This is a genomic window from Clostridium mobile (assembly GCF_018918285.1).
Lineage (GTDB): Bacteria > Bacillota > Clostridia > Clostridiales > Clostridiaceae > Clostridium_AW > Clostridium_AW mobile.
The window spans coordinates 1,019,475-1,042,922 of sequence record NZ_JAHLQF010000001.1 but is presented as its reverse complement, the minus strand read 5'-3'; the positions used below and the strand labels follow the sequence as shown (position 1 = coordinate 1,042,922).

The 23,448-nt window shown below is 28.8% G+C and carries 23 protein-coding genes; 15 read left to right on the top strand and 8 right to left on the bottom strand.

What is annotated here, in order from left to right:
• Positions 1–48 precede the first annotated feature (48 nt).
• The 6 genes from KQI86_RS05085 (at position 49) to lepB (ending at position 4,911) form a co-directional block, all read left to right on the top strand.
• Positions 49–615, top strand: coding sequence for a DUF3267 domain-containing protein (locus KQI86_RS05085; RefSeq protein WP_216438052.1), 567 nt, complete (start codon positions 49–51; stop codon positions 613–615).
• Between the two features lie 38 nt (positions 616–653).
• Complete coding sequence (locus KQI86_RS05080) at positions 654–1,400, top strand: DUF5694 domain-containing protein (RefSeq protein WP_216438051.1); 747 nt, start codon at positions 654–656, stop codon at positions 1,398–1,400.
• A gap of 102 nt (positions 1,401–1,502) precedes the next feature.
• Positions 1,503–2,753: a S41 family peptidase gene (locus tag KQI86_RS05075; protein WP_216438050.1), complete on the top strand. Its 1,251-nt coding sequence runs from the start codon at positions 1,503–1,505 to the stop codon at positions 2,751–2,753.
• A 15-nt stretch (positions 2,754–2,768) separates the two neighbouring features.
• The gene (locus KQI86_RS05070; protein ID WP_216438049.1) at positions 2,769–3,245 is read left to right on the top strand and encodes a GNAT family N-acetyltransferase; all 477 of its coding nucleotides are present in this window, start codon (positions 2,769–2,771) and stop codon (positions 3,243–3,245) included.
• An 85-nt stretch (positions 3,246–3,330) separates the two neighbouring features.
• The gene (locus KQI86_RS05065; protein ID WP_216438048.1) at positions 3,331–4,206 is read left to right on the top strand and encodes a radical SAM/SPASM domain-containing protein; all 876 of its coding nucleotides are present in this window, start codon (positions 3,331–3,333) and stop codon (positions 4,204–4,206) included.
• A gap of 87 nt (positions 4,207–4,293) precedes the next feature.
• A complete protein-coding gene (lepB, locus tag KQI86_RS05060) occupies positions 4,294–4,911 on the top strand; it encodes a signal peptidase I (protein ID WP_216438047.1) in 618 nt (205 codons plus the stop codon).
• Between the two features lie 358 nt (positions 4,912–5,269).
• On the opposite strand, the gene KQI86_RS05055 is transcribed toward lepB, so the two are convergent.
• Positions 5,270–5,893: a hypothetical protein gene (locus tag KQI86_RS05055; RefSeq protein WP_216438046.1), complete on the bottom strand. Its 624-nt coding sequence runs from the start codon at positions 5,891–5,893 to the stop codon at positions 5,270–5,272.
• 174 nt (positions 5,894–6,067) lie between these two features.
• On the opposite strand from KQI86_RS05055, the gene KQI86_RS05050 reads away from it, so the two are divergent.
• From KQI86_RS05050 to KQI86_RS05035, 4 genes are all read left to right on the top strand, one after another.
• Entirely contained in the window at positions 6,068–6,250 is a 183-nt protein-coding gene (locus KQI86_RS05050; protein WP_216438045.1) for a DUF4177 domain-containing protein, read from the top strand.
• 17 nt (positions 6,251–6,267) lie between these two features.
• Complete coding sequence (locus tag KQI86_RS05045; RefSeq protein WP_216438044.1) at positions 6,268–7,266, top strand: hypothetical protein; 999 nt, start codon at positions 6,268–6,270, stop codon at positions 7,264–7,266.
• 87 nt (positions 7,267–7,353) lie between these two features.
• Positions 7,354–7,830: a peptide-methionine (S)-S-oxide reductase MsrA gene (gene msrA / locus KQI86_RS05040; protein ID WP_216438043.1), complete on the top strand. Its 477-nt coding sequence runs from the start codon at positions 7,354–7,356 to the stop codon at positions 7,828–7,830.
• Positions 7,831–7,920: 90 nt separating this feature from the next.
• Entirely contained in the window at positions 7,921–9,468 is a 1,548-nt protein-coding gene (locus tag KQI86_RS05035; protein WP_216438042.1) for a zinc metalloprotease HtpX, read from the top strand.
• 91 nt (positions 9,469–9,559) lie between these two features.
• On the opposite strand, the gene KQI86_RS05030 is transcribed toward KQI86_RS05035, so the two are convergent.
• From KQI86_RS05030 to KQI86_RS05010, 5 genes are all read right to left on the bottom strand, one after another.
• Positions 9,560–9,925: a YmaF family protein gene (locus KQI86_RS05030; protein ID WP_216438041.1), complete on the bottom strand. Its 366-nt coding sequence runs from the start codon at positions 9,923–9,925 to the stop codon at positions 9,560–9,562.
• 110 nt (positions 9,926–10,035) lie between these two features.
• Positions 10,036–11,175 carry a DHHW family protein gene (locus KQI86_RS05025; protein WP_216438040.1) on the bottom strand — a complete coding sequence of 380 codons (1,140 nt, stop codon included), beginning with the start codon at positions 11,173–11,175 and terminating at the stop codon, positions 10,036–10,038.
• Positions 11,176–11,199: 24 nt separating this feature from the next.
• Complete coding sequence (locus KQI86_RS05020) at positions 11,200–12,600, bottom strand: MBOAT family O-acyltransferase (RefSeq protein ID WP_216438039.1); 1,401 nt, start codon at positions 12,598–12,600, stop codon at positions 11,200–11,202.
• A gap of 20 nt (positions 12,601–12,620) precedes the next feature.
• The gene (locus KQI86_RS05015; RefSeq protein WP_216438038.1) at positions 12,621–13,106 is read right to left on the bottom strand and encodes a DUF4358 domain-containing protein; all 486 of its coding nucleotides are present in this window, start codon (positions 13,104–13,106) and stop codon (positions 12,621–12,623) included.
• Between the two features lie 11 nt (positions 13,107–13,117).
• Positions 13,118–13,939 (bottom strand): GDSL-type esterase/lipase family protein, encoded by an 822-nt coding sequence (locus KQI86_RS05010; protein WP_216438037.1) that lies wholly within the window; start codon positions 13,937–13,939, stop codon positions 13,118–13,120.
• A 182-nt stretch (positions 13,940–14,121) separates the two neighbouring features.
• On the opposite strand from KQI86_RS05010, the gene KQI86_RS05005 reads away from it, so the two are divergent.
• From KQI86_RS05005 to KQI86_RS04995, 3 genes are all read left to right on the top strand, one after another.
• Complete coding sequence (locus KQI86_RS05005; RefSeq protein ID WP_216438036.1) at positions 14,122–15,393, top strand: M14 family metallopeptidase; 1,272 nt, start codon at positions 14,122–14,124, stop codon at positions 15,391–15,393.
• Positions 15,394–15,584: 191 nt separating this feature from the next.
• The gene (locus KQI86_RS05000; protein ID WP_216438035.1) at positions 15,585–16,970 is read left to right on the top strand and encodes an MATE family efflux transporter; all 1,386 of its coding nucleotides are present in this window, start codon (positions 15,585–15,587) and stop codon (positions 16,968–16,970) included.
• Between the two features lie 176 nt (positions 16,971–17,146).
• Positions 17,147–19,138, top strand: a complete 1,992-nt coding sequence (locus KQI86_RS04995) for a fructose-1,6-bisphosphatase (RefSeq protein ID WP_216438349.1) — start codon at positions 17,147–17,149, stop codon at positions 19,136–19,138.
• A gap of 131 nt (positions 19,139–19,269) precedes the next feature.
• On the opposite strand, the gene KQI86_RS04990 is transcribed toward KQI86_RS04995, so the two are convergent.
• A complete protein-coding gene (locus KQI86_RS04990; protein ID WP_216438034.1) occupies positions 19,270–19,797 on the bottom strand; it encodes a 2'-5' RNA ligase family protein in 528 nt (175 codons plus the stop codon).
• Positions 19,798–19,904: 107 nt separating this feature from the next.
• Positions 19,905–20,354 carry a DUF2500 domain-containing protein gene (locus KQI86_RS04985; RefSeq protein WP_216438033.1) on the bottom strand — a complete coding sequence of 150 codons (450 nt, stop codon included), beginning with the start codon at positions 20,352–20,354 and terminating at the stop codon, positions 19,905–19,907.
• 753 nt (positions 20,355–21,107) lie between these two features.
• Between KQI86_RS04985 and KQI86_RS04980 the strand changes: the two genes are divergently transcribed.
• Both KQI86_RS04980 and KQI86_RS04975 read left to right on the top strand, forming a co-directional pair.
• A complete protein-coding gene (locus KQI86_RS04980) occupies positions 21,108–22,274 on the top strand; it encodes an MFS transporter (RefSeq protein ID WP_216438032.1) in 1,167 nt (388 codons plus the stop codon).
• Positions 22,249–23,091, top strand: coding sequence for a CvfB family protein (locus KQI86_RS04975; RefSeq protein ID WP_216438031.1), 843 nt, complete (start codon positions 22,249–22,251; stop codon positions 23,089–23,091). The genes KQI86_RS04980 and KQI86_RS04975 overlap by 26 nt, the downstream gene beginning before the upstream one ends.
• Positions 23,092–23,448 lie beyond the last annotated feature (357 nt).

The following is a 23,448-nucleotide window of genomic DNA, read 5'->3' as shown; positions in this document are numbered from 1 at the left end:
ATTTATGAATGTTTGATATTATATAATTTACAAGAGGAGGAAAGAGGATTGAAATTTATTAAATCTGAGATGCCCTTAAGTGAAGAATTTGATCCTACTCAAGGAAATTGGATAAAAGCAAAAGAACCTAGCCAAGATAAGTATCTTCTATATTCTGTTCCACTAGCAATTATAACCTGGATTATTATGTGGGTTATTGCCATAACTTTATTTAAGCAAAGTAGGGTTTTTAGTTTTATCTATTTTATTATATCCTTTATACTCATCATTCCAATTCATGAGACCATTCACGCATTAGTTTTTCCAGAGAGCATAAAATCAGATAATGTTATATTTGGCATGTGGTTAGAAAAGGGAATATTTTATGCCTACTACGAAGGGGAGATGAGTAAGAAAAGATTTATATTATGTTTATTAATGCCGCTTATGACTTTGTCTGTGCTTCCTATTATTTTAATGTATTTTTTAGGATGGAATAAATTTGTTTTTAATTTTGCTCAATTAAATGCTTTTCTAGCCTGTGGAGATATATTAGGTTTTTTTATTATGACTTTCAATTTACCTAAAGGAGTAATTGTGAGAAATAAAGGATGGGAAACATATTATAGATTTTAATTAATAGATAAAAAAGAAATTATGGGGGGATGAACATTATGAATAGTAGCTTTGAATTATCAAAAGCAGAAATTTTTATTTTAGGCACATATCATTTTGACCCGCCAGGAACTGATTTTATAAATTTTAAAGTATCAAATATATTGTCCTCAGAAAAGCAAGAGGAAATAATTGAAGTAGTGAACAAATTAATTGATATAAATCCAAATAAAATAGCTGTTGAAGAATGTTTAAAATGGGATAGAGTATTGAACAATTCATACAGGCAATATTGTAACGGAAATTATTCTTTAAATAAAAACGAAATTCATCAGTTAGGACTTAGGCTAGCAAAAATTATGAATCATTCAAGGGTTTATGCAATTAATGAGGAGATGGGATTACCTTTTGAAGATGCTATGGATTATGCTCAAGAATTTCAAAAGGATTTTTATAATAACTTTATTAGAAAGACCAATGAAATTGATAGTACAGTAAATAATTTAATAAAAACTGCAACAGTTATGGATGTACTAAAATATTTAAATACTCCTCAATGGATTGCGGAAAATCATAGTCTTTATGTAGATTTTGCCTCTATTGGAGCTGGTGACACGTATTGTGGTGCTAAAGTTCTTTCCACTTGGTATGAAAGAAACATACGTATATTTGGGAATCTAAAAAGTATAGTAGAACCAGGAGATCGTATTTTAGTAATATATGGAGCGGGGCATAAAGCAATATTGAGTGAATTAGTTAGCTCTTGCAGCAATATGCAACTGAGGGAAATTTCTAATTACTTATAAGTTGAGTAGACTATATTTTTAAGATTTATGTTCAATAAAAATTTAAATAATTAATAACTTCATATATAAGAACCATGGATTTTAATTTGGGGGGGCATAGAGATGAAAAGAAATTTTGTATCAAAAATTTTAGCTGCGAGTTTAATAATGATTATATCTATATCAATGGTCGCTTGTGGTAACTCTACGAAACCAGCTATAGCTCATGATAGAAATGGTAAATGGGTAAATGATATTACTTATTTAGAAGAGCAGCTACCCAAAAGACATAAAAATTTATTCTTTAAAGTAAAGAAAGAGGATTTTTATAGAGATATGAATGAATTGAAAAATAAGGTGAATGATTACTCAGATGAAGAAATTAAAGTTCAATTAAGTAAAATAATTGCATCCATAGGAGATGGACATACAATGGTATATCCTAATATAGAAACTATATATCCATTAAAATTTTATTGGTTTAAAGAAGGAATTTATGTTGTTGACGCACCAGAAGAATATAAAAATACTCTTAATCTTAAATTAGATAAAATAAATGGCAAGAATATATCAGAGGTATTAGAATTATTAAAACCTATTATATCACATGAAAATTCTCCTCAATTTAAGAATTTAGCGGGAATATATTTAACCATGCCTGAAATATTAAAGGGATTAAATATTATAAATGAAGATGAAGTAAATATGATTTTTTTAGATGAAAAAGGAAAAGAGATAGAAGTTGATATAAAGCCAGATAAAGTAGAAAATATAAAGTATATAGGGAAGATGGTAGAGGATAATAATAATCTCCTATATTTACGTAATCCATATATAAATTATTGGTATGAATACATTAAGGAAGATAATACTTTATATTTCCAATACAATTCCTGCTCAGATATGAAAGAAAAGCCTTTCAAACAATTTGCAAAAGAAATGTTTGATTTTATAGATAAGAATAATGTTGAGAAGCTTGTTATTGATTTAAGACATAATGGAGGAGGGAATTCTAGCATTATGAATCCATTCTTCGAAGAGCTAGAGAAAAGAGAAGAATTGAATGATAAGGATAAGCTATATGTGGTAGTAGGAAGAAAAACTTTTTCTTCGGCCATATTAAATGCTTTAACTTTTAAGAATAAAACACAAGCAACCTTTATTGGAGAACCTACCGGAGGAAAGCCTAATCACTATGGAGAAGTTAAAGAACTATATTTGGATAACACGGGAATTACGGTTAGTTATTCAGTTAAATATTTTAAAAACTCTAAAGAGGATACGGATTCTTTAATGCCAGATATTAATGTAGAACCTAGTATAATAGATTATATAAACAAAAAAGATGCAGTAATTGAGAAAATATTAAATTAGAAAGAAGGGAAAAGTTTGAGTTTATCACAAAATAAAAATATTAAGTATATAATTGGAGAAGAAGAATTATTAGATTCAATACAATCCTTATGGGAAGAATTAAATCAACATCATAAGGAAAGATCTCCTTATTTCAAAGAATTTTATAGTATTAATATCTTTGAAAATAGAAAGAAAGGACTCCTTGAAAAATCACAAGGTGGTAGATTAAGAGTTCATTTAGCTAAAGATATAAGTATGAATAAAATTATAGGATATTGTGTGAGTTCAATAACTGATGATGGTATAGGAGAAATTGATTCTATATTTGTACAAAAAGAATATAGAAAACTTAATGTTGGAGATTATTTAATGTCTTCTGCATTGAGTTGGATGAATGAAAATAAAGTGAAATCAAAGATAATTGGAGTAGTTAGCGGAAATGAGGAAGCTTTAGGTTTTTATAAAAAATATAACTTTTATTCAAGTACAATTATTTTAAAAGAAAAGTAAATTATCAGGTTGAATTAACTATGCTTTACATGTATTATAGTGACTAATGCAGAATATATAGAAAGATAGAACTGGAGCGTAACTAATGAAGAAGTTTAAAAAATTTTATATTGAAATTACAAATGTATGTAATCTTTCTTGTAGTTTTTGTCCTAAAACTAATAGGACCTCACAATTTATGACAATAGAAACATTTAGTAATATACTAGAACAAATTAAGCCTTATACAGAATATATATATTTCCATATAAAAGGAGAACCTTTACTTCATCCACAAATAGATGAGTTTTTAGATATAAGCTATGAGAAAGACTTTAAAGTAAACATTACTACCAATGGAACTCTTATAAAGAAAGTAAGAGAAAAATTAATTAATAAGCCAGCTTTACGTCAGATTAATTTTTCATTGCATAGCTTTGATGGAAACAACATGGTATGTGATAAAGAGGAGTACATTAAGGATATTATAGCTTTTACAAAAGAAGCTAATTCTCATACTGATATGTTAATATCCTTTAGATTATGGAATTTAGATAAAGATAATATAACAAATCTTCAAAGAGAGATAAATCGTGATATTTTACATATAATTGAGGAGGAGTTTAATTTACCTTATAAGATTGAAGAAAAAATTGAACCAGGCAGGGGAATTAAACTTAAAGAGAGAATATATTTAAATCAGGACCATGAATTCCAGTGGCCAGATTTAAAAAATTCAAATAGGAGCAGCCAAGGTTTTTGTTATGGACTTAGAAATCAAATAGGCATATTAGTAGATGGAACAGTAATCCCTTGTTGTCTTGATGGAGAGGGTGTAGTAAATTTAGGCAATATTAATGAAAGTAATTTTTCAAAAATAGTAGAAGGAGATAGAGCAAGCAATATTTTAGATGGATTTTCCAGAAGAGAAGTAGTAGAAGAATTGTGTAAAAGCTGTGGCTATAGGGAAAGATTCGATTAAATTAATATTTATTATAAAATTAATTAATAATTCAAATATAGAGGAAAAACTTGTTATAAATAAAGAGGTTGCTAAGGAGGAATGAAAATGAGTAATAACAATGAATCTAATAAGTCTATTAAAAGAGAAGTGATGGAATGGGCATTTGTCCTTGTATTTTCTATAGTTATCACTTTTATTGTAAAAAGCAATGTATTTGCTATGCCTATGATATTAGAAAGTTCCATGGAGAATACTGTTTTTGAAGGAGAAAGAATATTTGAATATAAACTAAATTACTTATTTAAAGAACCTGAAAGAGGAGACATTATAATATTAGATAAATATGAGGAGAGTAAGGGAATAATCCACAATACATATACTGATGCAAAGGAAACTTTAGATACTATGTTAGGACAAGGTAAAAAAAGATATTTAATTAAACGTGTTGTAGGAATACCAGGAGATTTAATAGATATAAAAGATGGGTACTTATATGTAAATGGAGAAAAAGTAGAAGAAGATTATATCAAAGAGCAGGGAGAAACTCATCCAGGTGCATTCTCACTTCCTATAAAAGTACCTGAAAATAAAGTATTCGTATTAGGAGATAATAGAGAAGTAAGTCTAGACAGTAGAGATTTAGGACCTATAGATTTTAAACAGGTTAAAGGAAAAGTATTATATAGAATATGGCCAATTGATAAAATAGGTAGCTTATATTAAGTTATATTAAGTTATATAAGATTAGTTCACAATTATAAATTTTTGTAAAGATATTTATATATCGGAAATAGGAACTGAGATACATAGTGACATCGCTTCGAAAAAGGCGCTCCTCTCACTATATACATCAGTTCCTTTGTGGTTCATAAATGTATTTTTCAAATATATGTTGCAACAAATTGTTTTCTCAAATGTAGATTTCTATAAAGATAATTTAGTTTTACAAGCAGAGAGCTAAGTATGTAGTAAAGCCGCTCCAGAAAAAGTCGCTATTTCACTACATACTTAGCTCTTTTGAGTTTTACAGATACATTTTCAAATTATATTATGACAAATTGTTTTCTCAGTTTTAAATTTTTTAATTATTATTTATCGCATAGATTAAATACTTATGTGCGCTATTATTAAATACGCTAATCCATATTTCACCGTCGCCAACCATTATTCCATCAGCATTTACAAAGGTTTCTTCAACTTTTTGATTGGCTAGTTTAGCTTTAACGTTATCATTAAAGATTTCATCGTAATTTTTTATAAATTGATCCTTAGTTTCTATAGCTACTTTTTTTCCGCCTATGTGTACATTGATAGGAAAATTTATATATTCAGCTACTTTTTCTTTATCATTAGAAGCTACTAGTTCTTTGATATTATTAAAAGTATTTTTAAATTCTGATGGATTATCTATACCTGCTATAGAATATCTATTGGTAGTCTTATCCTCGTTAGTTTTCTCATTTGATTCAGTCTTAGTAGCAGAAGTTTGGATAGTTTTATCTTCGTCAGTTTTTTCATTTGGTTTAGTCTTAGCGGCAGAGGTTTGGATAGTCTTATTCTCGTCACTTTTATCATCTGGATTTGTAATGGTTATATTTTCTTTATTCTTATTATCAACAGTAGTATCAGATTTTTTATTTCCACATGCGGATAGTGAAGTTACGATTAAAGCAGATATAATTATACTTACTAATTTTTTATTCATGAAGCTCACTCCTAATGTCTATATTTATTATATATTGTAATATTAATTATAATAAGTTTGGAAAATTAATGGTTACAAATAAATTACAGTAGATGATTGTTAATAAATTTGTGGTAAAATATAGTTAAGCAACATGAAAATTAAGAATTTTAAAATTAATATGGAGGGGTATATATGTATGAGTATAAATATGAGTCTTGTAATTTAGGGGGCTTTTTTACAGATGCAAATCATCGTGAAATAATAGATAAATATGCAAAACAAGGATGGAGATTGGTTCAAATAGTTCCTACCTATTATAATGGACATGGAAAGCCTACGGAGTATGAAATAATTTTTGAAAGGAAAGTAGAATAGTATCCAGGGGGGATAATATGAAAATTAATAAGTTAATAGATAAATTTAAAATAATATTTATTATATGTATTTTATTAAGCGGAGTATTATTTGTTTCTTGTGAAAAAAACAGCTCTGGCACATTATCAAATAAAAATAATGGTGTAATTACAAAAAGTAGATTAACCTCTGAAGAGGAAAAGTTAGTTGAATCCTTAGCGGATAGGTATTTTATCTTTGATGTGGAATTTGGTAAAGAGGAATATCAGTGGGTAGAGCTTTGGGTAGATGAATATGAAAAAGGAGTTAAGAAAGAAAGGGTTTTAGGATTTGGAAGTTCTTTAGACAATGAGAAGGAAAAAAATAGTAGAATTATTGTTTCTATAAATGATAATGTAGCTGATAATAATAAAAATGAATTATGGTCTTTTGCTCTTGTAAATAATAATGGAATAGCTAAAGCTAAGTCTACAATTACAAAAAAAGAAAGTGCAATGGCTTCTACCTGGGATAGCGTTGAAAATTTAGAGATAAAGGAAGGGGATACTTTATCCCTTGCAACTATGTTGTATTCAAAAGATGGTTCATTTAGAAGTTTATCAAAAGATTTTTTTAAAGAACCAGAAAAATATACAAAAGAACTAGCGGAATATGATTATGCATATATAATAAAATGTAAATTTTTAAAAGAGCATAAGGATTATGTGGAAAAAATAAATATAGATGAAGTTAGCTCTATTGATATAAAATTTAATGATATATTAAAAGAAACTTACACAAAGCAAAACAATGCAAAAGAGATTGAAAGATTTATAAATGCTTATAATAATTCATTTCCATTTATATTTGAAGAAGATGAAAAGAGTAAAAATCATATTAATGTAGTCATAAAACTAGAAGGTGGAGAACAAATTCTTTTAAGTGGAGGTACAAAAGAATTTATTAATGTGACTAAAAATGGGCAAGAAATGGGTATAACTGGTGAAGATATAATAAATATATTTAAAGAATTTTCAAGTGGATTTAATAATGACTAAATTAGAGGTTGATTATATAGATTTATTAAAAAAGTAATGGATAAAAGTGAAGAAAAAATGGGAAACTTATTTTGAGAGGTGATATTTATGAAGGAGATAGTATTAGCAGGTGGATGTTTCTGGGGAGTAGAGGAGTATATATCTAGGATAAATGGAGTATTAGAGACTAAAGTAGGATATGCTAATGGGCAAGTAGAAAATCCAACATATGAACAAGTTTGCAAAGGAACCACAGGCCATGCAGAAGCATGTTTTGTAAAGTATGACGAAAATGAGATAAGCTTGGAAGAACTTTTAAGGAAGTTCTGGGGTATTATTGATGCTACAGTTATCAATAGACAAGGGCCAGATATTGGACATCAATATAGAACGGGGATATATTATTTAAAAGAAGAAGATTTAGATATTATATTAAAAAGCAAAGAGGAAGAACAAGATCACTATTCAAAGCCAATAGTTACAGAAATAGAACCTCTTAAAGGTTTCTATGCGGCGGAAGAATATCATCAAAAGTATTTAAAGAAAAATCCAAGAGGATATTGTCATATAAATTTAAATCAATAAAATTAATTTAAAGGAAGATAGAAAGTTACTCTATCTTCCTTAACTTTTTTCAATAAATTGGATATAATGGATACGAGAGGAGTTGATGTAGTGAAAAATTATTATAAAGTTGTTTTAAAAAAATCCATATTACTTTTAACTCTTTCCTTTGGACTCTTATTTGCAGTAGCTACTACTTTAGTTTGGAAATATGATTTGAGTATATGGTATGGAGTGGCTATATCTGTTGGTATAGTATTAGTTCAATTTTTGTTTGGACCTATTTTTATTGATTTAATATACAAAGTAAAATTTAATATAGAACATGAATATATAAATGAAAATGTATTAAATTTTATAAAGACCTCCTGTGAACAATATAATATACCAGCACCTAAGATAGGCATAATAAAAGATGGAAACCCTAATGCATTTACTTATGGGCATATACCAAGAAATGCAAGATTAGTGGTGACTACAGGGCTTTTAGATATATTAGAAGAGGAAGAGAAAAAAGCTGTAATAGCTCATGAGTTGGGACACATAAAACACTATGATTTCATTGCAATGATGGTAGTGTCTTTAATCCCTATGATACTTTATCAAGTATATGTAGGAACTAAGGGGAAAAAATCTGATAAAAAATATATTATCGCACTAGGAGCATATGCAGCATATTTATTAAGTGGATTTCTAGTTTTAGGGTTTTCAAGAATGAGAGAATATTATTCGGATAATTTTGCTAAAGAGCTAATGGGAGAGAGCAAATACTTAAAAAATGCTTTGATAAAAATAGCCTATGGTACTGCTAGCAGAGAAAAAGGAGAGAATCCTAGAACTTCTTGTATGGCATTTACGAATAATATACAAAATGATGCATTAATGCTATCAACTTATAAATTAGATGGTGAGAATAAATTGGATGAAAAGCTTATAAGATGGGACTTAAAAAATCCTTGGGCGAAATGGTATGAAATAAATAGTACTCACCCATTAACAGGAAGAAGAATATTAGCATTAACAGATACAGAAATAGTAGAAACAGAGGATAGTGAAGGATGGATAAAAAGATTATCAGTATTCATAGTAGAAGCAATCATTAACATGTTGCCTGCTACTATGGCTTTAGCAGGGTTCATGTATCTTATATTTAATAAAGAAATAGGAATAAGCTATTTTATTAAAGAACATTCTTTATATATAGCTTTAATAGGAGCTAGTATTTTAATTAAATATTATTATTCTTATAGAAAAAATTATGAAGAAAGAAGTATAAAAGAACTATTAGAAAGGGAGGATGCTTCTCCAGTAAGAGGAATTCCTACAGTATTAAAGGGAAAAGTTATAGGAAAAGGTATACCGGGATTATTTTATAGTGAAGATTTGGTTATTGATGATGGAACGGGGATAATGCTTGTAGATTATAGACAGCCATTAAAAATATTTGAATGGATTTTCGGTTTGTTTGAAGTGGATAAATATATAGATAGAGAAGTTGAAATTATAGGATGGTATAAAAGAAGTGTAAGACCTTATTTTGTATGTAAATATATTGTATTGGGTGAGGAAAAGGCTCAATGCTTTAACTATATATTAATAAAAATATGTGGATACTTACTTATGGCTTTAGGGATATATTTGAAATTTATTTACTATTAAAAGATAAGATTATGTATTACAAGCTATAAATCCACAATTAATTAGAGCACTTGGAAACCAAGTGCTCATTTATATTATTAATTATTTTACACTAGCGTAAAGGGTCCTCAATTAGAGTTGCAAAAATAAAGCTATGATTATGACCAACATTAACAGTGGTTACTCCCGTTGCTAAATGAACGTGTTTACCGTTTCCCACATCAATTGCAGGACCTGTAGTTACACCTATTTCATGGATATGGTTGAGGAAGAAATCAGTATTAACAAGGATAGCATGAACGTGAGAGTTACCCATAGGAATAACTTCACTAGTAACTCCAGCAAATCTATGATTATGTCTATTAGCACCTTCTACAGCTAATCTTGTGCTTCCTAAAAATTCATGAGTGTGGCTTTGACTACCATTTGGCTCTGGACTACAATTTTTAGAGTTATAATTTAAGTCTCTTTCTGACATATAGTGACACCTCCTTATCTTTTGATATTATATAATATGTATCAAAAGGTAAGGAGGTGCCGTTATAATTATCTAATATATATTTATTTAATATAGTGATTTACATAAAACTATTCAATAATATTATTTATAGAAGCGTCCTCAAAGAATGTATTTACATTATAAAGAATTAACGCATTATCTATATTATTTTTGTTAATTAAATCATTTAAATTCTCATTGTAGAACCTTAAATCCACCATATATATTTCATTAAAATGATCAAGCAAAAATGGTACAAAGCTATTAGCATAAGAATCTTTAATGATTAATAATTTTTTACCGTTTTCAACCTGAGTAGAAATTTTAACTACAGGATGGTTTCCATCTAAAAATACAGTATATTTATCTTTTTTATTTAGATTATCCATAGTGTATATTGAATTAGAGTTTTCATCTTTATCAGAGTAAGAAACAATTAAATTTTGTTCGTTTTTAGGAAGATAAAGGTTAATACTATCAGGTTCTAATCCTCTAAATCCGCTTTTAGAATACATAGATCCATAAAAATCATCTGATACTTTACTTATGTTAAAGTCTTCTTCTGTTTTAGGTGTAAAGTTCATTGCTGAAGCTAAAACCTTATATGCATAGTAGGCTCCCTTAGTTGTCCAATGATGATCTGTCTTATAATAAATATATTCATTTTTTTTATCTTTTAAAGGTGAATATACATCTACAAAATTTATGCTCTTATCTAAGGAATTTTGTACTTTATCTATATAAAGTTTTTGATCATCAGGAGAAGCAAACATAGGAAGTTTGTCTTCTAAAATCTCAATTGAGTTTGGCACAAGCATAAAGTACTTATTTATTTTTGGGTTTTGAGAAGAGAAAGAGTTAATACTTTCTATCTTATTCTTAAAATCTTTTTCTTCAGGTTTGTTAAACATTTGAAATAAATATCCGTCCTTGCCTAGATATACACCATTATTATCTTTTTTACCCATTACCCTCTCTGTACTGGATTTTACTCCTATCCAGAAGTCTCTTATAGGGAATTGATCTGCTACGTATTTTTCGTAATCAGAGGTATATTTACCTTTTAAAAGCTTATCTAATGAAAATTTGGGTTTTTCCTGAAGTACTCTATTTTCGCTTTCAGAAAATTTTCTTTGAGGAATTATAATATTAACAGCAAATATACTTATTAAATAACCTAATAGAAGAAGCGCTAATATATTTTTGTATAATTTATCTAAATTCTTCAATTCTCCACCTCTTAACTCATGTTCCTAAAACCTAAAATATAGGAAAGGATTATAGCTAGCATTTACTAGATAGGCTGTACACAACAATAAAAGAATCACATATATTGTTGTCACAACTATATAACCATAAGATTTTTCTTTAATTCTATCCATTACCTTTTTAGGAAGTGGAGTAGAGAAAATTATAAGACCTATAAATACCCAAATATTTGTATAAAGATAATAAAGTGACTTATAATCCAAGAAAGGAGTTTTACCTGCTCCGAACATCAATCCTATGAAAGAAAATACATTTCCTACCTGATCAAATTCAAATATAATCCATCCTATGATTATTAGGAAAAAGGCGTATATATGACTTATAGCTTTAGGTTTGGTTTCCAGCCATTTTAAAAGAAAGCTTTTCTCTATAATTAATATGGCACAAAAGTATAATCCCCATAGTATAAAGTTCCAACTAGCACCATGCCAAAAACCTGTTAAAAACCATACTATAAATAGATTTCTAAAATGTTTTGCAGTACTAACTCTATTTCCTCCAAGGGGTATATATACATACTCTCTAAACCATGAGCCAAGAGAAATATGCCATCTTCTCCAAAATTCTGTTATGCTCCTTGATATATAAGGATAATTAAAGTTTATATCTAAATCAAAGCCTAGCATTTTTCCAAGACCTATTGCCATATCAGAATATCCGCTGAAGTCAAAATATATTTGAAAAGTAAAGGCTATAATACCGAGCCAAGCCGAGAGTGTAGAAAGTTCTACGAAGGGTGTAGCTTTTACGCTAGTCCAAAGTGCTCCAATATTATTAGCTAGTAGCACTTTTTTACATAATCCAATGAGGAATATTTCAGCTCCTTCTCCAAACTTCTCTAGAGATTCTTTTCTATCATTCAATTGCTTATGGATGTCTCCGTATTGAACAATAGGACCAGCGACCAATTGTGGAAACATTGCTACATACGTTCCAAAAGAAATAATGTTTTTTTGCATTTGAGCTTTGCCAAGGTAAAGATCTATAACGTATGACATAGTCTGAAAGGTATAAAAAGATATACCAACAGGCAATGGAAGGGATGAAGTTGAAATACTTAATCCCAATAAGTTATTAATATTAACTACCATAAAATTGTAGTATTTAAAAAAGAATAATATACCTAAATTTATTACCATTGAGTTTATAAGTATAAACTTAGGTATAATTTTATGATCTCTATACTTGCTGATTAATAGTCCATTAAAATAATCAAAGACCGTAGAGAAAATCATTATTGATATGTATACCGGTTCTCCCCAGCCATAGAAAATCAAGCTTGCTATAAGAAGCACAAAGTTTCTTAATCCTTTTGGAGATATATAATATATAAGTAAAGTGATTGGTAGAAACTTGAAAATAAATACAAGACTGCTAAATACCAAAATGAGTACCTCCCAATCTTCTATTTAAAGCTCTCATAAAAAATTTCTTTTGCTTTTTCACTATCTTTTGAAATTGATAAGAAAATATAGTTATCTTTAACTTCTAAAATGTGATTTTCTATTAAGCTATATTCTTCAGGAAGATAATCCTTAAAGCTTGTGCCTTGATTCTCAACTCTTTTTTCCACTTTTTCTTTTATAAAATCTACTTTTGTCTCGTCTTTAACTTTTATTATGGCTAATTCGTCAGCTTTAATATTTGAAGGAGCTGTTAAAAGGAAAAAGTCTTCAACATCTTCTTCTGCTATATCATAAAGTTTAGCTAATTTTTTACTGTCTCCTTCCTTCATTTCGGAAAGATCAATAGCTTGGCTTATTTTTTCACCAATTTCTTTTGATGAAAGGTTTTTTGTTGATGATTCCTTTGGAGAACAACCAAATAAAACTCCTGTAGGTAATATTACTATTAAGGATATCAATAATATATTTTTAAATAGATTTTTCATGTCTTCATCTCCTAATTATGTTGTAAATTTTCATTTTCAGTTAAATACTTCTTTAAATAATCTAAAAGTTCATCATAGAACTTAGCTTTAAAGTGTATTCCATCTTCTTCATATAATTCTTCACTATGGTTTAATACTGGCTCTATATTAATAAAAGGTAATCCCTCCTTTTCTGCCATATCCTCTAATACCATGTTAAACTCTTCTATACGTTCATCAGAGAGAAAAGGATGTTCCTTTTTTGCCTTATCTGCAACAGGAAGTATAGATAAAATATAAATATTAGCTTCAGGTAAACCTTCCTTTATGTCTTGTAATAGCCCTGAATAATCCTGTATAAAAGAGTCACCTTTAAGTTTTTCATTAAATAAATCATTATTTCCTAATAAAATAAATATGTTTTTCGGATTTAATTTCACTATATTAGGTACTTCTTTTTTTGCTTTAAAAGCAGTTAAACCTTTTTTATGTATTACGTGTTGCTCGTCCAACACTTCGTAAAAAGATAATCCTTCTATTATAGAATCACCAAAGAATAGTCCATCCTTATAGAAGGTTTTATTATCTATGTCATTGCTAAAAGCCACATTGTTTTCGGTGTTTTTTCCAACAGTATTATTTTTCACTTCTGCGGCTTTAGTTTTTTCAACTTTATCATTAACTTCTTCTTTATTATTAATCTCTTCTTTTTTATCATCTATTTTTTTTGTAACGGGAGGGGTATTGGAATTTTGACCCCAGATGAAACTTTTAATAGGTATAAAGGCTGCGACTATAAATGTGAACAAAATTGCCAATTTAATTAGTTTCTTCTTTTTCTTCGACTTTTTCATTATTATACCTCCAAATATAAAGAACAACTGATTTTAAATTACAAAAAACATTATAATATATTTGTCAATAAAAAGGGTTACAAAAAAATTAAGTTAAAAATATATTAATATTTATCACAAAAATTAGCAGGGAAAATAAACTAATAATAGTAATAATGTATAAATGGTGGGTTTATTAAAATATGAGAACATTAAAGAGAGGTTCTAGAGGAACTGATGTAATGGAAATTCAAGCGCTATTAAAAAAACTTGGATATGATCCTGGTCCTATTGATGGTATTTATGGAGCACAAACAGAAAATGCAGTAAGGGAATTTCAAAGAAATAATGGACTTGTAGCAGATGGTATAATCGGTCCTAATACCTATAAAGTTATGGAAAAATTTCTTTTAGGTTATGACAATTATACAATCCAACCAGGGGATACGCTATATAATATTGCTAGAAAATATTACACTCAAGTTTATAGAATATTAGTTGCCAATCCAGGACTAAATCCTTATAATCTCATTCCTGGTGAGAGTATTGTTGTTCCTTATGGAATAGATATAGTGGATACTAATATAGATTATACTTATGATGTATTAAGAAGAGACATTGAAGGATTGAAAAAAAGATATCCATTTATTACTGTGGGAAGTGCAGGGAAAAGTGTATTGGGAAAGGATCTATATTATATAAGGCTTGGGGTAGGTCCTAATGAAGTATTTTATAATGCTGCTCACCACTCACTAGAATGGATAACATCACCATTACTTATGAAATTTACTGAAAATTTTCTTAATAATTACGTTTTAGGAAGAGAAATAAGAGGATACAATGTGCCAGATATATGGAGTAGGAGCAGCATATATATTATGCCTATGGTGAATCCAGATGGTGTGGACTTGGTTTTAAATGGATTAAGTAGAGATAATCCTTATTATAATCAATTAATAACATGGAACAATGGAAGTACTGATTTTTCACAAACATGGCAGGCAAATAATAGAGGAGTAGATTTAAATCACAATTATAATGCATCTTGGCAGCTATCTAAAGATGCAGAAAGGTTATATGGCGTATACGGACCAGGGCCTACTAGATATTCAGGACCTTTCCCAGAATCAGAACCTGAAACTCAAACAGTAGTAAAATTTACACGAGATCATAATTTCAGGTTAGTACTTGCTTATCATAGTCAAGGAGAGGTTATATATTGGCAATATGGAGATTTAACTCCACCTGAATCTAGAAGAATTGGGGAATTATTTGCAGAAGTAAGTGGATATACTTTAAGTGAGACTGTTGGAATAGCTTCTTATGCTGGTTACAAGGATTGGTTCATTGAAGAATTCAGAAGGCCAGGATATACAATAGAAGTAGGAAGGGGAGTAAATCCATTACCTATAAGTCAATTTGATGAGATATATAATGATAATGAAGAACTCTTATTATTAGCTTCTACAATTTAATACAGTTTACAGTTAACTTAATTAGTTGAAAGTTAATAGTTGAGGGTTTAGAGTAAAGAAAGGGATTTTGCTGAGCAAAATCCCTAAAATTATATATAAGACATTAGGGAAATATAAATTTGATTTGAAAAATATACTATATTTATGTATAATTAATTAGTTATATATAATGCAATAAGAGGAGTGGTAGTTTGGATAGATCGAAGCAATTAGGAGAAGAGAGTATAGGTAAACTTCTTTTGAAGTTTTCAATACCAGCAATTATAGGAATGCTTGTAAATGCATTGTATAATATGGTAGATAGAATATTTATAGGTAGAGGTGTCGGGGCATTAGCAATATCAGGCCTTGCCGTTGGATTCCCTTTATCCACAATTAACATGGCTTTTGGTATGTTGGTGGGGATAGGGTCTTCTGCTATAATTTCTATAAAACTAGGTGAAAATAAAAAAGATGAAGCTGAAAAAATTCTAGGAAATGCACTTGTTTTAAATATACTTATTTCATTAATGGTGAGTATTTTAGGCTTAATATTTTTAGATGATTTATTAAAAATATTTGGTGCTAGTGATGCTACGTTGCCTTATGCTAGAGATTATATGAAATACATAATTGGCGGAGCCTTATTGCAAAATATAGGTTTTGCAATAAATAATATAATTCGTGCTGAAGGAAGTCCTAAAATCGCTATGGCAACTATGCTTATTGGGGCAGTAATAAATACAGTATTGGACCCTATTTTTATATTTGTTTTTAATATGGGAGTTCAGGGAGCGGCAATAGCAACAATAATTGCTCAAGGGGTATCATCTATTTGGGTATTAGCTTATTTCTTTGGCAAAAATAGTATATTAAAAATTAAAAAACAAAATTTAAAAATCGAGATGAATACAGTAAAATCTATATTTTCTATAGGTATCTCACCTTTTTCTATGCAAATTGCAGCTAGTCTAGTTACTACTCTTTATAATAAGAATTTATTAAAATATGGTGGGGACTTGGCTGTTGGAGCTATGGGAATAATAAATAGTATTATAATGTTGTTTTTCATGCCTATGTTTGGTATAAATCAAGGATGTCAGCCAATAATAGGGTATAACTATGGAGCTAAGCAATATGACAGGGTGTTGAAAGCTTTAAAGATGGCGGTAACTGCTGGTGTAATAATTGCCACTGTAGGCTTTATAGTAATTGAAACTTTTCCAGAGGCTTTAATAGGTATTTTTAATAAGGATAATCAAGAGCTTATAGAATTAGGATCACGAGGCATGAGAATATATATGATAGCATTACCATTAATCGGATTCCAGATTATAAGTTCAAATTATTTCCAGGCTATAGGAAAGGCAAAAATATCAATATTTTTAAGTCTTTCAAGACAATTTATTCTATTAGTACCTCTATTATTAATATTACCTCCAATATTTAAACTAGATGGAGTATGGATAACAGGTCCTATTTCTGATATATTGTCATCTGTAATAACAGCAGCATTTCTGTATAAAGATATAAAAATACTTAAGAAAAAAAGCAGAAATAATGAAGACGAAAAAGAGTTGGAGTTAAAGGCTAATTAAAATTGATTTATATTAAAGGTTATAAATTTAATAATAAAGTATATCACATTTTTAAATATGATATACTTTATTATTTTTTAATTAGTTCTTTATCCAATTAATGTAGAATTTATTATAGGAATGTAATATAATATATATTATATTTGAATAAAAATATAGAAAAAGGAGTAAATCCTATGACTTTATACGATGAAAATAATATTAAAATAATAAGTGAAGATTTGAGATATTTAAAACTTCTAGGAACTAAGTATCCAACTATATCTTCTGCTAGTTCAGAGATAATAAATTTACAGGCGATTTTAAATTTGCCTAAAGGTACAGAACATTTTATTAGCGATATTCACGGTGAATATGAGTCTTTTACTCATATGCTTAAAAATGCTTCTGGGGTAATCAAAAGAAAACTAGATGACATATTTGGAACATCATTGATGGAAAGAGACAAGTCTAGTCTTGCCACCCTTATTTACTATCCTGAAGAAAAGATAGAATTGCTAAAGCAAAAAGAAAGCAATTTAGAAGAATGGTATAAAGTAACCCTCTATAGATTAATACAAGTTTGTAAGTCTGTATCCTCTAAGTATACAAGATCAAAGGTAAGAAAAGCTCTGCCAAAGGATTTTGCATATATAATAGAAGAATTATTGAACGAACAAGCAGATAGAATAAATAAGCAAGAATACTATACAGGAATAATAAACACAATCATAGAAATAGGCTGTGCTAACTCTTTTATTATTGCCCTTTCTAAGGTAATACAAAGGTTAGTAGTAGACAGGCTTCATGTTATTGGAGATATTTATGATAGAGGACCAGGAGCAGAAATAGTTATGGATGCTTTAATGGATCATCACTCTATAGATTTTCAGTGGGGTAATCATGACATTCTTTGGATGGGGGCAGCCTCAGGATCAAGGGCTTGCGTTGCTAATGTTTTAAGAATATCTTTAAGATATGCAAACCTAAGTACTTTAGAAGATGGATATGGAATTAATCTATTGCCTTTAGCTACTTTTGCTATGGAAACATATAATAATGATCCTTGCAAGTGTTTCACTCCTAGGACATTGGATAAGGATATTAGTGACAGTGATAAATATTTATACTCTCAAATGCATAAAGCTATAACTGTAATTCAGTTTAAATTAGAAGGGCAAAAAATTAAGAGGCGTTCTGAATTTGAAATGGATTATATGCTTTTATTAGATAAGATGGACTTAGAGGAAGGAACAGTAGAGGTTAACGAAAAGAAATATAAACTTAGAGATACTAATTTCCCGACGATAGATCCAAGTGACCCATATAAATTAACTGAAGAAGAAGAAGAAGTGATAAATAAGCTAACTAGATCCTTTGTAAATAGTGAAAAATTTCAAACACATATACGTTTCATGTATAGCAAAGGTAATTTATATTTAGTATATAATTCTAACCTTTTATACCACGGATGCATTCCATTAAATGAAGATGGAAGCTTTAGAAAGTTGGTAATTGAAGGAAAAGAATACAGTGGAAAGTCGATGTTAGATATTTTTGAACACTACGCTAGAGAAGCTTATTTCTATAAAAATGATACAAATATTAAAAACTATGCTATGGATATGATGTGGTATCTATGGTGTGGTCCTTATTCACCTCTATTTGGTAAAGAGAGGATTACTACCTTTGAAAGATATTTTATAGAAGATAAGGAATCTCATAAAGAAAATAAAAACTATTATTATAAATATAGAGATAGTGAAGAACTATGCAATAGAATATTTGAAGAATTTGGTTTAGATCCGGATATATCTCATATTATAAATGGTCATATACCAGTAAAGACAATCAAAGGGGAAAGTCCAGTAAAAGGAAATGGTAAACTTCTTGTAATTGACGGTGGATTCTGCAGAGCATATCAACCTGAAACAGGAATAGCGGGATATACATTGATATATAATTCCTATGGACTCTTATTGTCTTCTCATGAGCCTTTTGAATCTACAAGAAAAGCCATAGAAGAAGAACACGACATTTTAAGCTCTACAGTAATATTAGAGCATTCAGCTAAAAGAAAAAGAGTTGCAGATACAGATATAGGAAAAGAGCTTCAAAATCAGATAAAGGATTTAGAAAAGTTGTTAATTGCTTATAAAAAAGGACTTATTGAAGAGAAGGAAGTTTAAAAATTGTAAATCAGTTTTTTAGTGAAGTATTAAGAGTAAAAAATTAAGACTAAAACAATGAAGAGTAAAGGATAGAATTCTCAAAGAAATTTCATCCATTACTCTTCATTTTAAATTTTAACATTTAGTTTTTAATTAAAAAGATATTCTTTGTAAACATCCCATCTTTCACCATTCCATTTAAGTATGGATATGTTATCAAAATAAGTTTCAAATTGAGGATTGTATTTATTCACGTGCTTCCATATAGGGGAGAATTTATCACTTCTCAATCTACTTACAATTGTACAATGATATACTTTTTCCTTACCTTCGTGAGGTTTCCAATGAAGCCAAGGTATATTTGTTAACTCATCTATGAATTGGTCATGTATATCAATAGCTTCTTTAGAGGGTAAAACCTTCATAAAGATTACTGCATCTCTAAAGTGATTAAAGCCAGATATCTCTAAAAGCTGTTTGCTTTTATCCTTTGTAAATCGATCTAATACATCTTCCATTTCTTTTATGTTTTCTGTTTCAAAAGGTGCTTTAATAGTAAAATGAGCAGGTAGCTTTTGAGGCCTTACTTTATAGTTAAAACACACTTCTTCCACTAGCTTTTCATGAAATTTAAGTACTTCTCCCTTTAAAAGACATACTATTACATATCTATCCATTATTGCATCCCTTTCATAGTGTAATTGATATTAGGAATCTTAAAAAATAACTTGCCAGTATGCTGGTCTATTTTGCATCATTGACTAATTATTTTATTTCAGATACCTTAGTATTCTTTATAATCATGGGAATTATCCTTTTTATCCTCTTTTTCACTGCTAAAACTTTCAACAGGTTTTCTTTTAAAATCCTTAAACCATTCTCCTTGGTAGGTAAGTTCTCCTATATCTCCTTCAATAAGCTGTCCATACATTCTGCCACTTAGTGATAGTTCTAACCTTTCACCATGCTCTGTCTGAAAAGTTATATAGTAAGTAGTAGATGTATGATGAGTGTGATGATCATTATGATTATGAGTATGATTTGATACATCTATTCTTTTGGTAATTATCTTAGCTTCTGTTGTAATAACAGGAGCTTTTGAATTTTTTGCGTAGTTTGAAATATTAGATATTATAACAAATGCAAAAACTATAAAAAATAACATAAAGATTAAACTGAAAAAAGGCGGCATACCACCGAAAAACCCACCACCGAATCCATCACCTGGTAACATATAATCACTCCTTTAAATTAAACTTTAGCTCTATAAAATGCTTCCTATAACCAATATATTACGAATAGAACAAGTATGATATAGAAAATAAGATTTTTAATGGTATTTAATATATTCTATTTATAGAAAGAAAAATCCTTTCACATCTACATTATGACAGTTTAATATCTCAAATATTTATCTTTACTATTTTATTGTCTAAAACTTAAAAATGCTATGTAATGCGCCCTATGCATATGAGCAAAATTTAGAAATTCTTAATTTATTTTAGAAAAATGCAGTTAAGATGCTGTACATGTTTGACCGAAGGGAGTTTGTTAGCATTAGGGATTTTTATAGAATAAATTCTAGAAGTTCTTATTGCGGTGAGTTAGCATAATAAGCATTGTATAGTATTTTTTTATTTGTTTCACCTCTAAATTATTTTCTTGAATATAGACTTCTACAAAAATAATTAGGTATTCGAAAATGGAATTGAGGTACATAGTGAAGCCGCTCCAGAAAAAGTCGCTTTTCACTACATACTTAGCTCTTTCGTGATTTATAAATATATTTTCTGAGCTTCGTAATTTTTCTATATTAAGTAGTATTTAGCTTACATTCTATGATATAATTTATTTACATATTTATTATCTAAAAAAGAGTGGAGATGGTGTCGTGCTAGCGGATTGATATACCTTATCTATATTTTTTTAGGCCTTATAAAAGAGGTCTTTTTGTAGTTAAAAAATATCTTAGATGAGGTGTATTAAATTGAATAGCGAGACCAAGAATTTATATGTAATGTATGCCATTTCTTATTTACAAGGATTGGTGTTTTATGGTTCAATAGCCACTATTTTTAGGCAGAGCAGAGGACTTAGTTTATCTCAAATATTTCTTTTGGAATCAATTTTTACAATTTCTATGATATTGTTAGAAATTCCGTGGGGATATTTTGGAGATAAATTTGGATATAAGAAAACTTTAACCTTATCCTATTTTTTGTTTTTTATATCAAAGATAGTTTTTTATAATAGTAATAGTTTTCTTTATTTTTTAGCAGCAGCTTTAATAGGAGCTTTAAGCATTTCAGGTATATCAGGATGTGATTCTGCTCTTATTTATTTGTCTGCTGGCAAAGAAGATTCAGATAAAGCATTTAGCTTATATGCATCTTTTTCAGCGGCAGGGTTTTTTACAGCTTCATTTTTATCTACTTTTATGATAAAAGTTAGCTTGAATTTGCCAGTATATATCACTATATTTCCTTATGGAATGGCCTTTCTTTTGGTTTTCTTTTTAAAAGATGTTAAACCTGCTAATAAAGAGCTGAGAATTAGTGGAAGTTTAAAGACTGTTTTGAAAAATAAAGAGATTTTAATTTTTATAGTAGCTATAGCTTTGATTTCTGAAGCTACTCATTCTATATGTATATTTTTAAATGGGCCTAAGTATTTAGAAATAGGGGTGCCATTAAAATATTTTGGTTTACTAACTGCTTTTATGCAAATAATATGTATAGGATCTGCCAAAGCTTATAGAATAAAAGACAAATTTGGATATACTTTATTGTTTAAAGGATTAATTGTTTTAATAGTAATCTGTAGTTTTTTATTAGCATATGTAAATAAAATATTTACAACAATATTATTCATAGCCGTGATTGAAGGGGCCTTTGCAATAGTTCAGCCTTTAAGTATGGATATTCAAAATAAATCCATAGAAGGAGAAGATAGGGCTACCATTTTATCTATGTATGCGATGATTGGAAATATAATAGCTTCTTTTGTGAATATAACTATCGGAAAAGCTAGTGATATTTCCTTAGGTTTTAGTTTTATATTTTGTGGAATATTAAGTTTAACAGCTTTGATATTAATAATTAGGTGGAGTAAAAATTGGAGGGAACAAATTGATACAAGTAGGAGATTACAATAAATTTAAAATAAGTAGAAAAACGAAAATAGGATATTATCTAGATGCAGGTACAGGAGATACTAAAGACGATATATTATTGCCTTTTAAAGAGTGTCTAGAAAAAGAGTTTGAGGCCGATGATGAGGTAATTGTATTTATATACAGAGATTCAAAGGACAGATTGGTAGCTACATTAAGAGAACCTCTAGCTAGAGTAGGAAATTTAGCTTATCTTAAAGTAAAGGAAAATACAAAAATAGGAACATTTTTAGATATGGGAATAGATAGGGATTTATTTGTTCCTTTAAAGGAGCATAAATATAGATTGAACGAAGAAAAGAGCTATTTATTCTACGTTTATGAAGATAAAACTGGGAGATTGGCTGCCACTGTAGATGTAGAAGAGCATTTAGAAATAGCTAAAGGTTATAAAATTGGTGATGAAGTATTAGGAACCATATGTGGATTGTATAGAAGTGAAAACTTGATAATAGCTATAGAAGATAAATATAAAGGCATAATGCTGAAAAATGAATACTTCATATCTGTTAATAATGGGGATAAGATAAAGCTAAAAATTAAGAGAATTTATGAGGATGGTACTTTAGGAGTTACTACAAGAGTTACAGGAAAAGAGGAAAGAACTCAGCTTCAAGAAGAAATTTTAAAATATTTAGAAGCAAATGGCGGATTTATGCCTTTTAATGATAATTCCACACCAGAAGATATTAAAGAAACATTTAAAGCTAGTAAAAATTATTTTAAGAGGGCTTTAGGTGGACTTATGAAAAAAGGATTGATAGAGCAAGATGAAAATGGAACAAAATTGATTAAATAGAGTATTTTTAAGATTATTTATAAAAATTGTTTATCAAGTGATTCTTAGCTTCAGATGGAGTTTGTTTAAAAGGAATACTTACTCCAACTGAAGCTTAGAAGAACTTATCCAGGGACGTAGCATCCGTTATGCACAGCATAAGAACTCTAAATCACTGAAGCTCAAGAGTTCTAATATCTCCCACTTGTAGAAGATGGGAGTATTACGGATGGTAGTCATCGGATAAAATTGTATAAATTCAAAATAGAGGATGTAGTCTGATTTCACAGGCTACATCCTCTATTTATATATCATAAATATTATTTTTAAAATAAAAATGTAACACATAGTAAAAATAAAAAACAAATTATTACATCA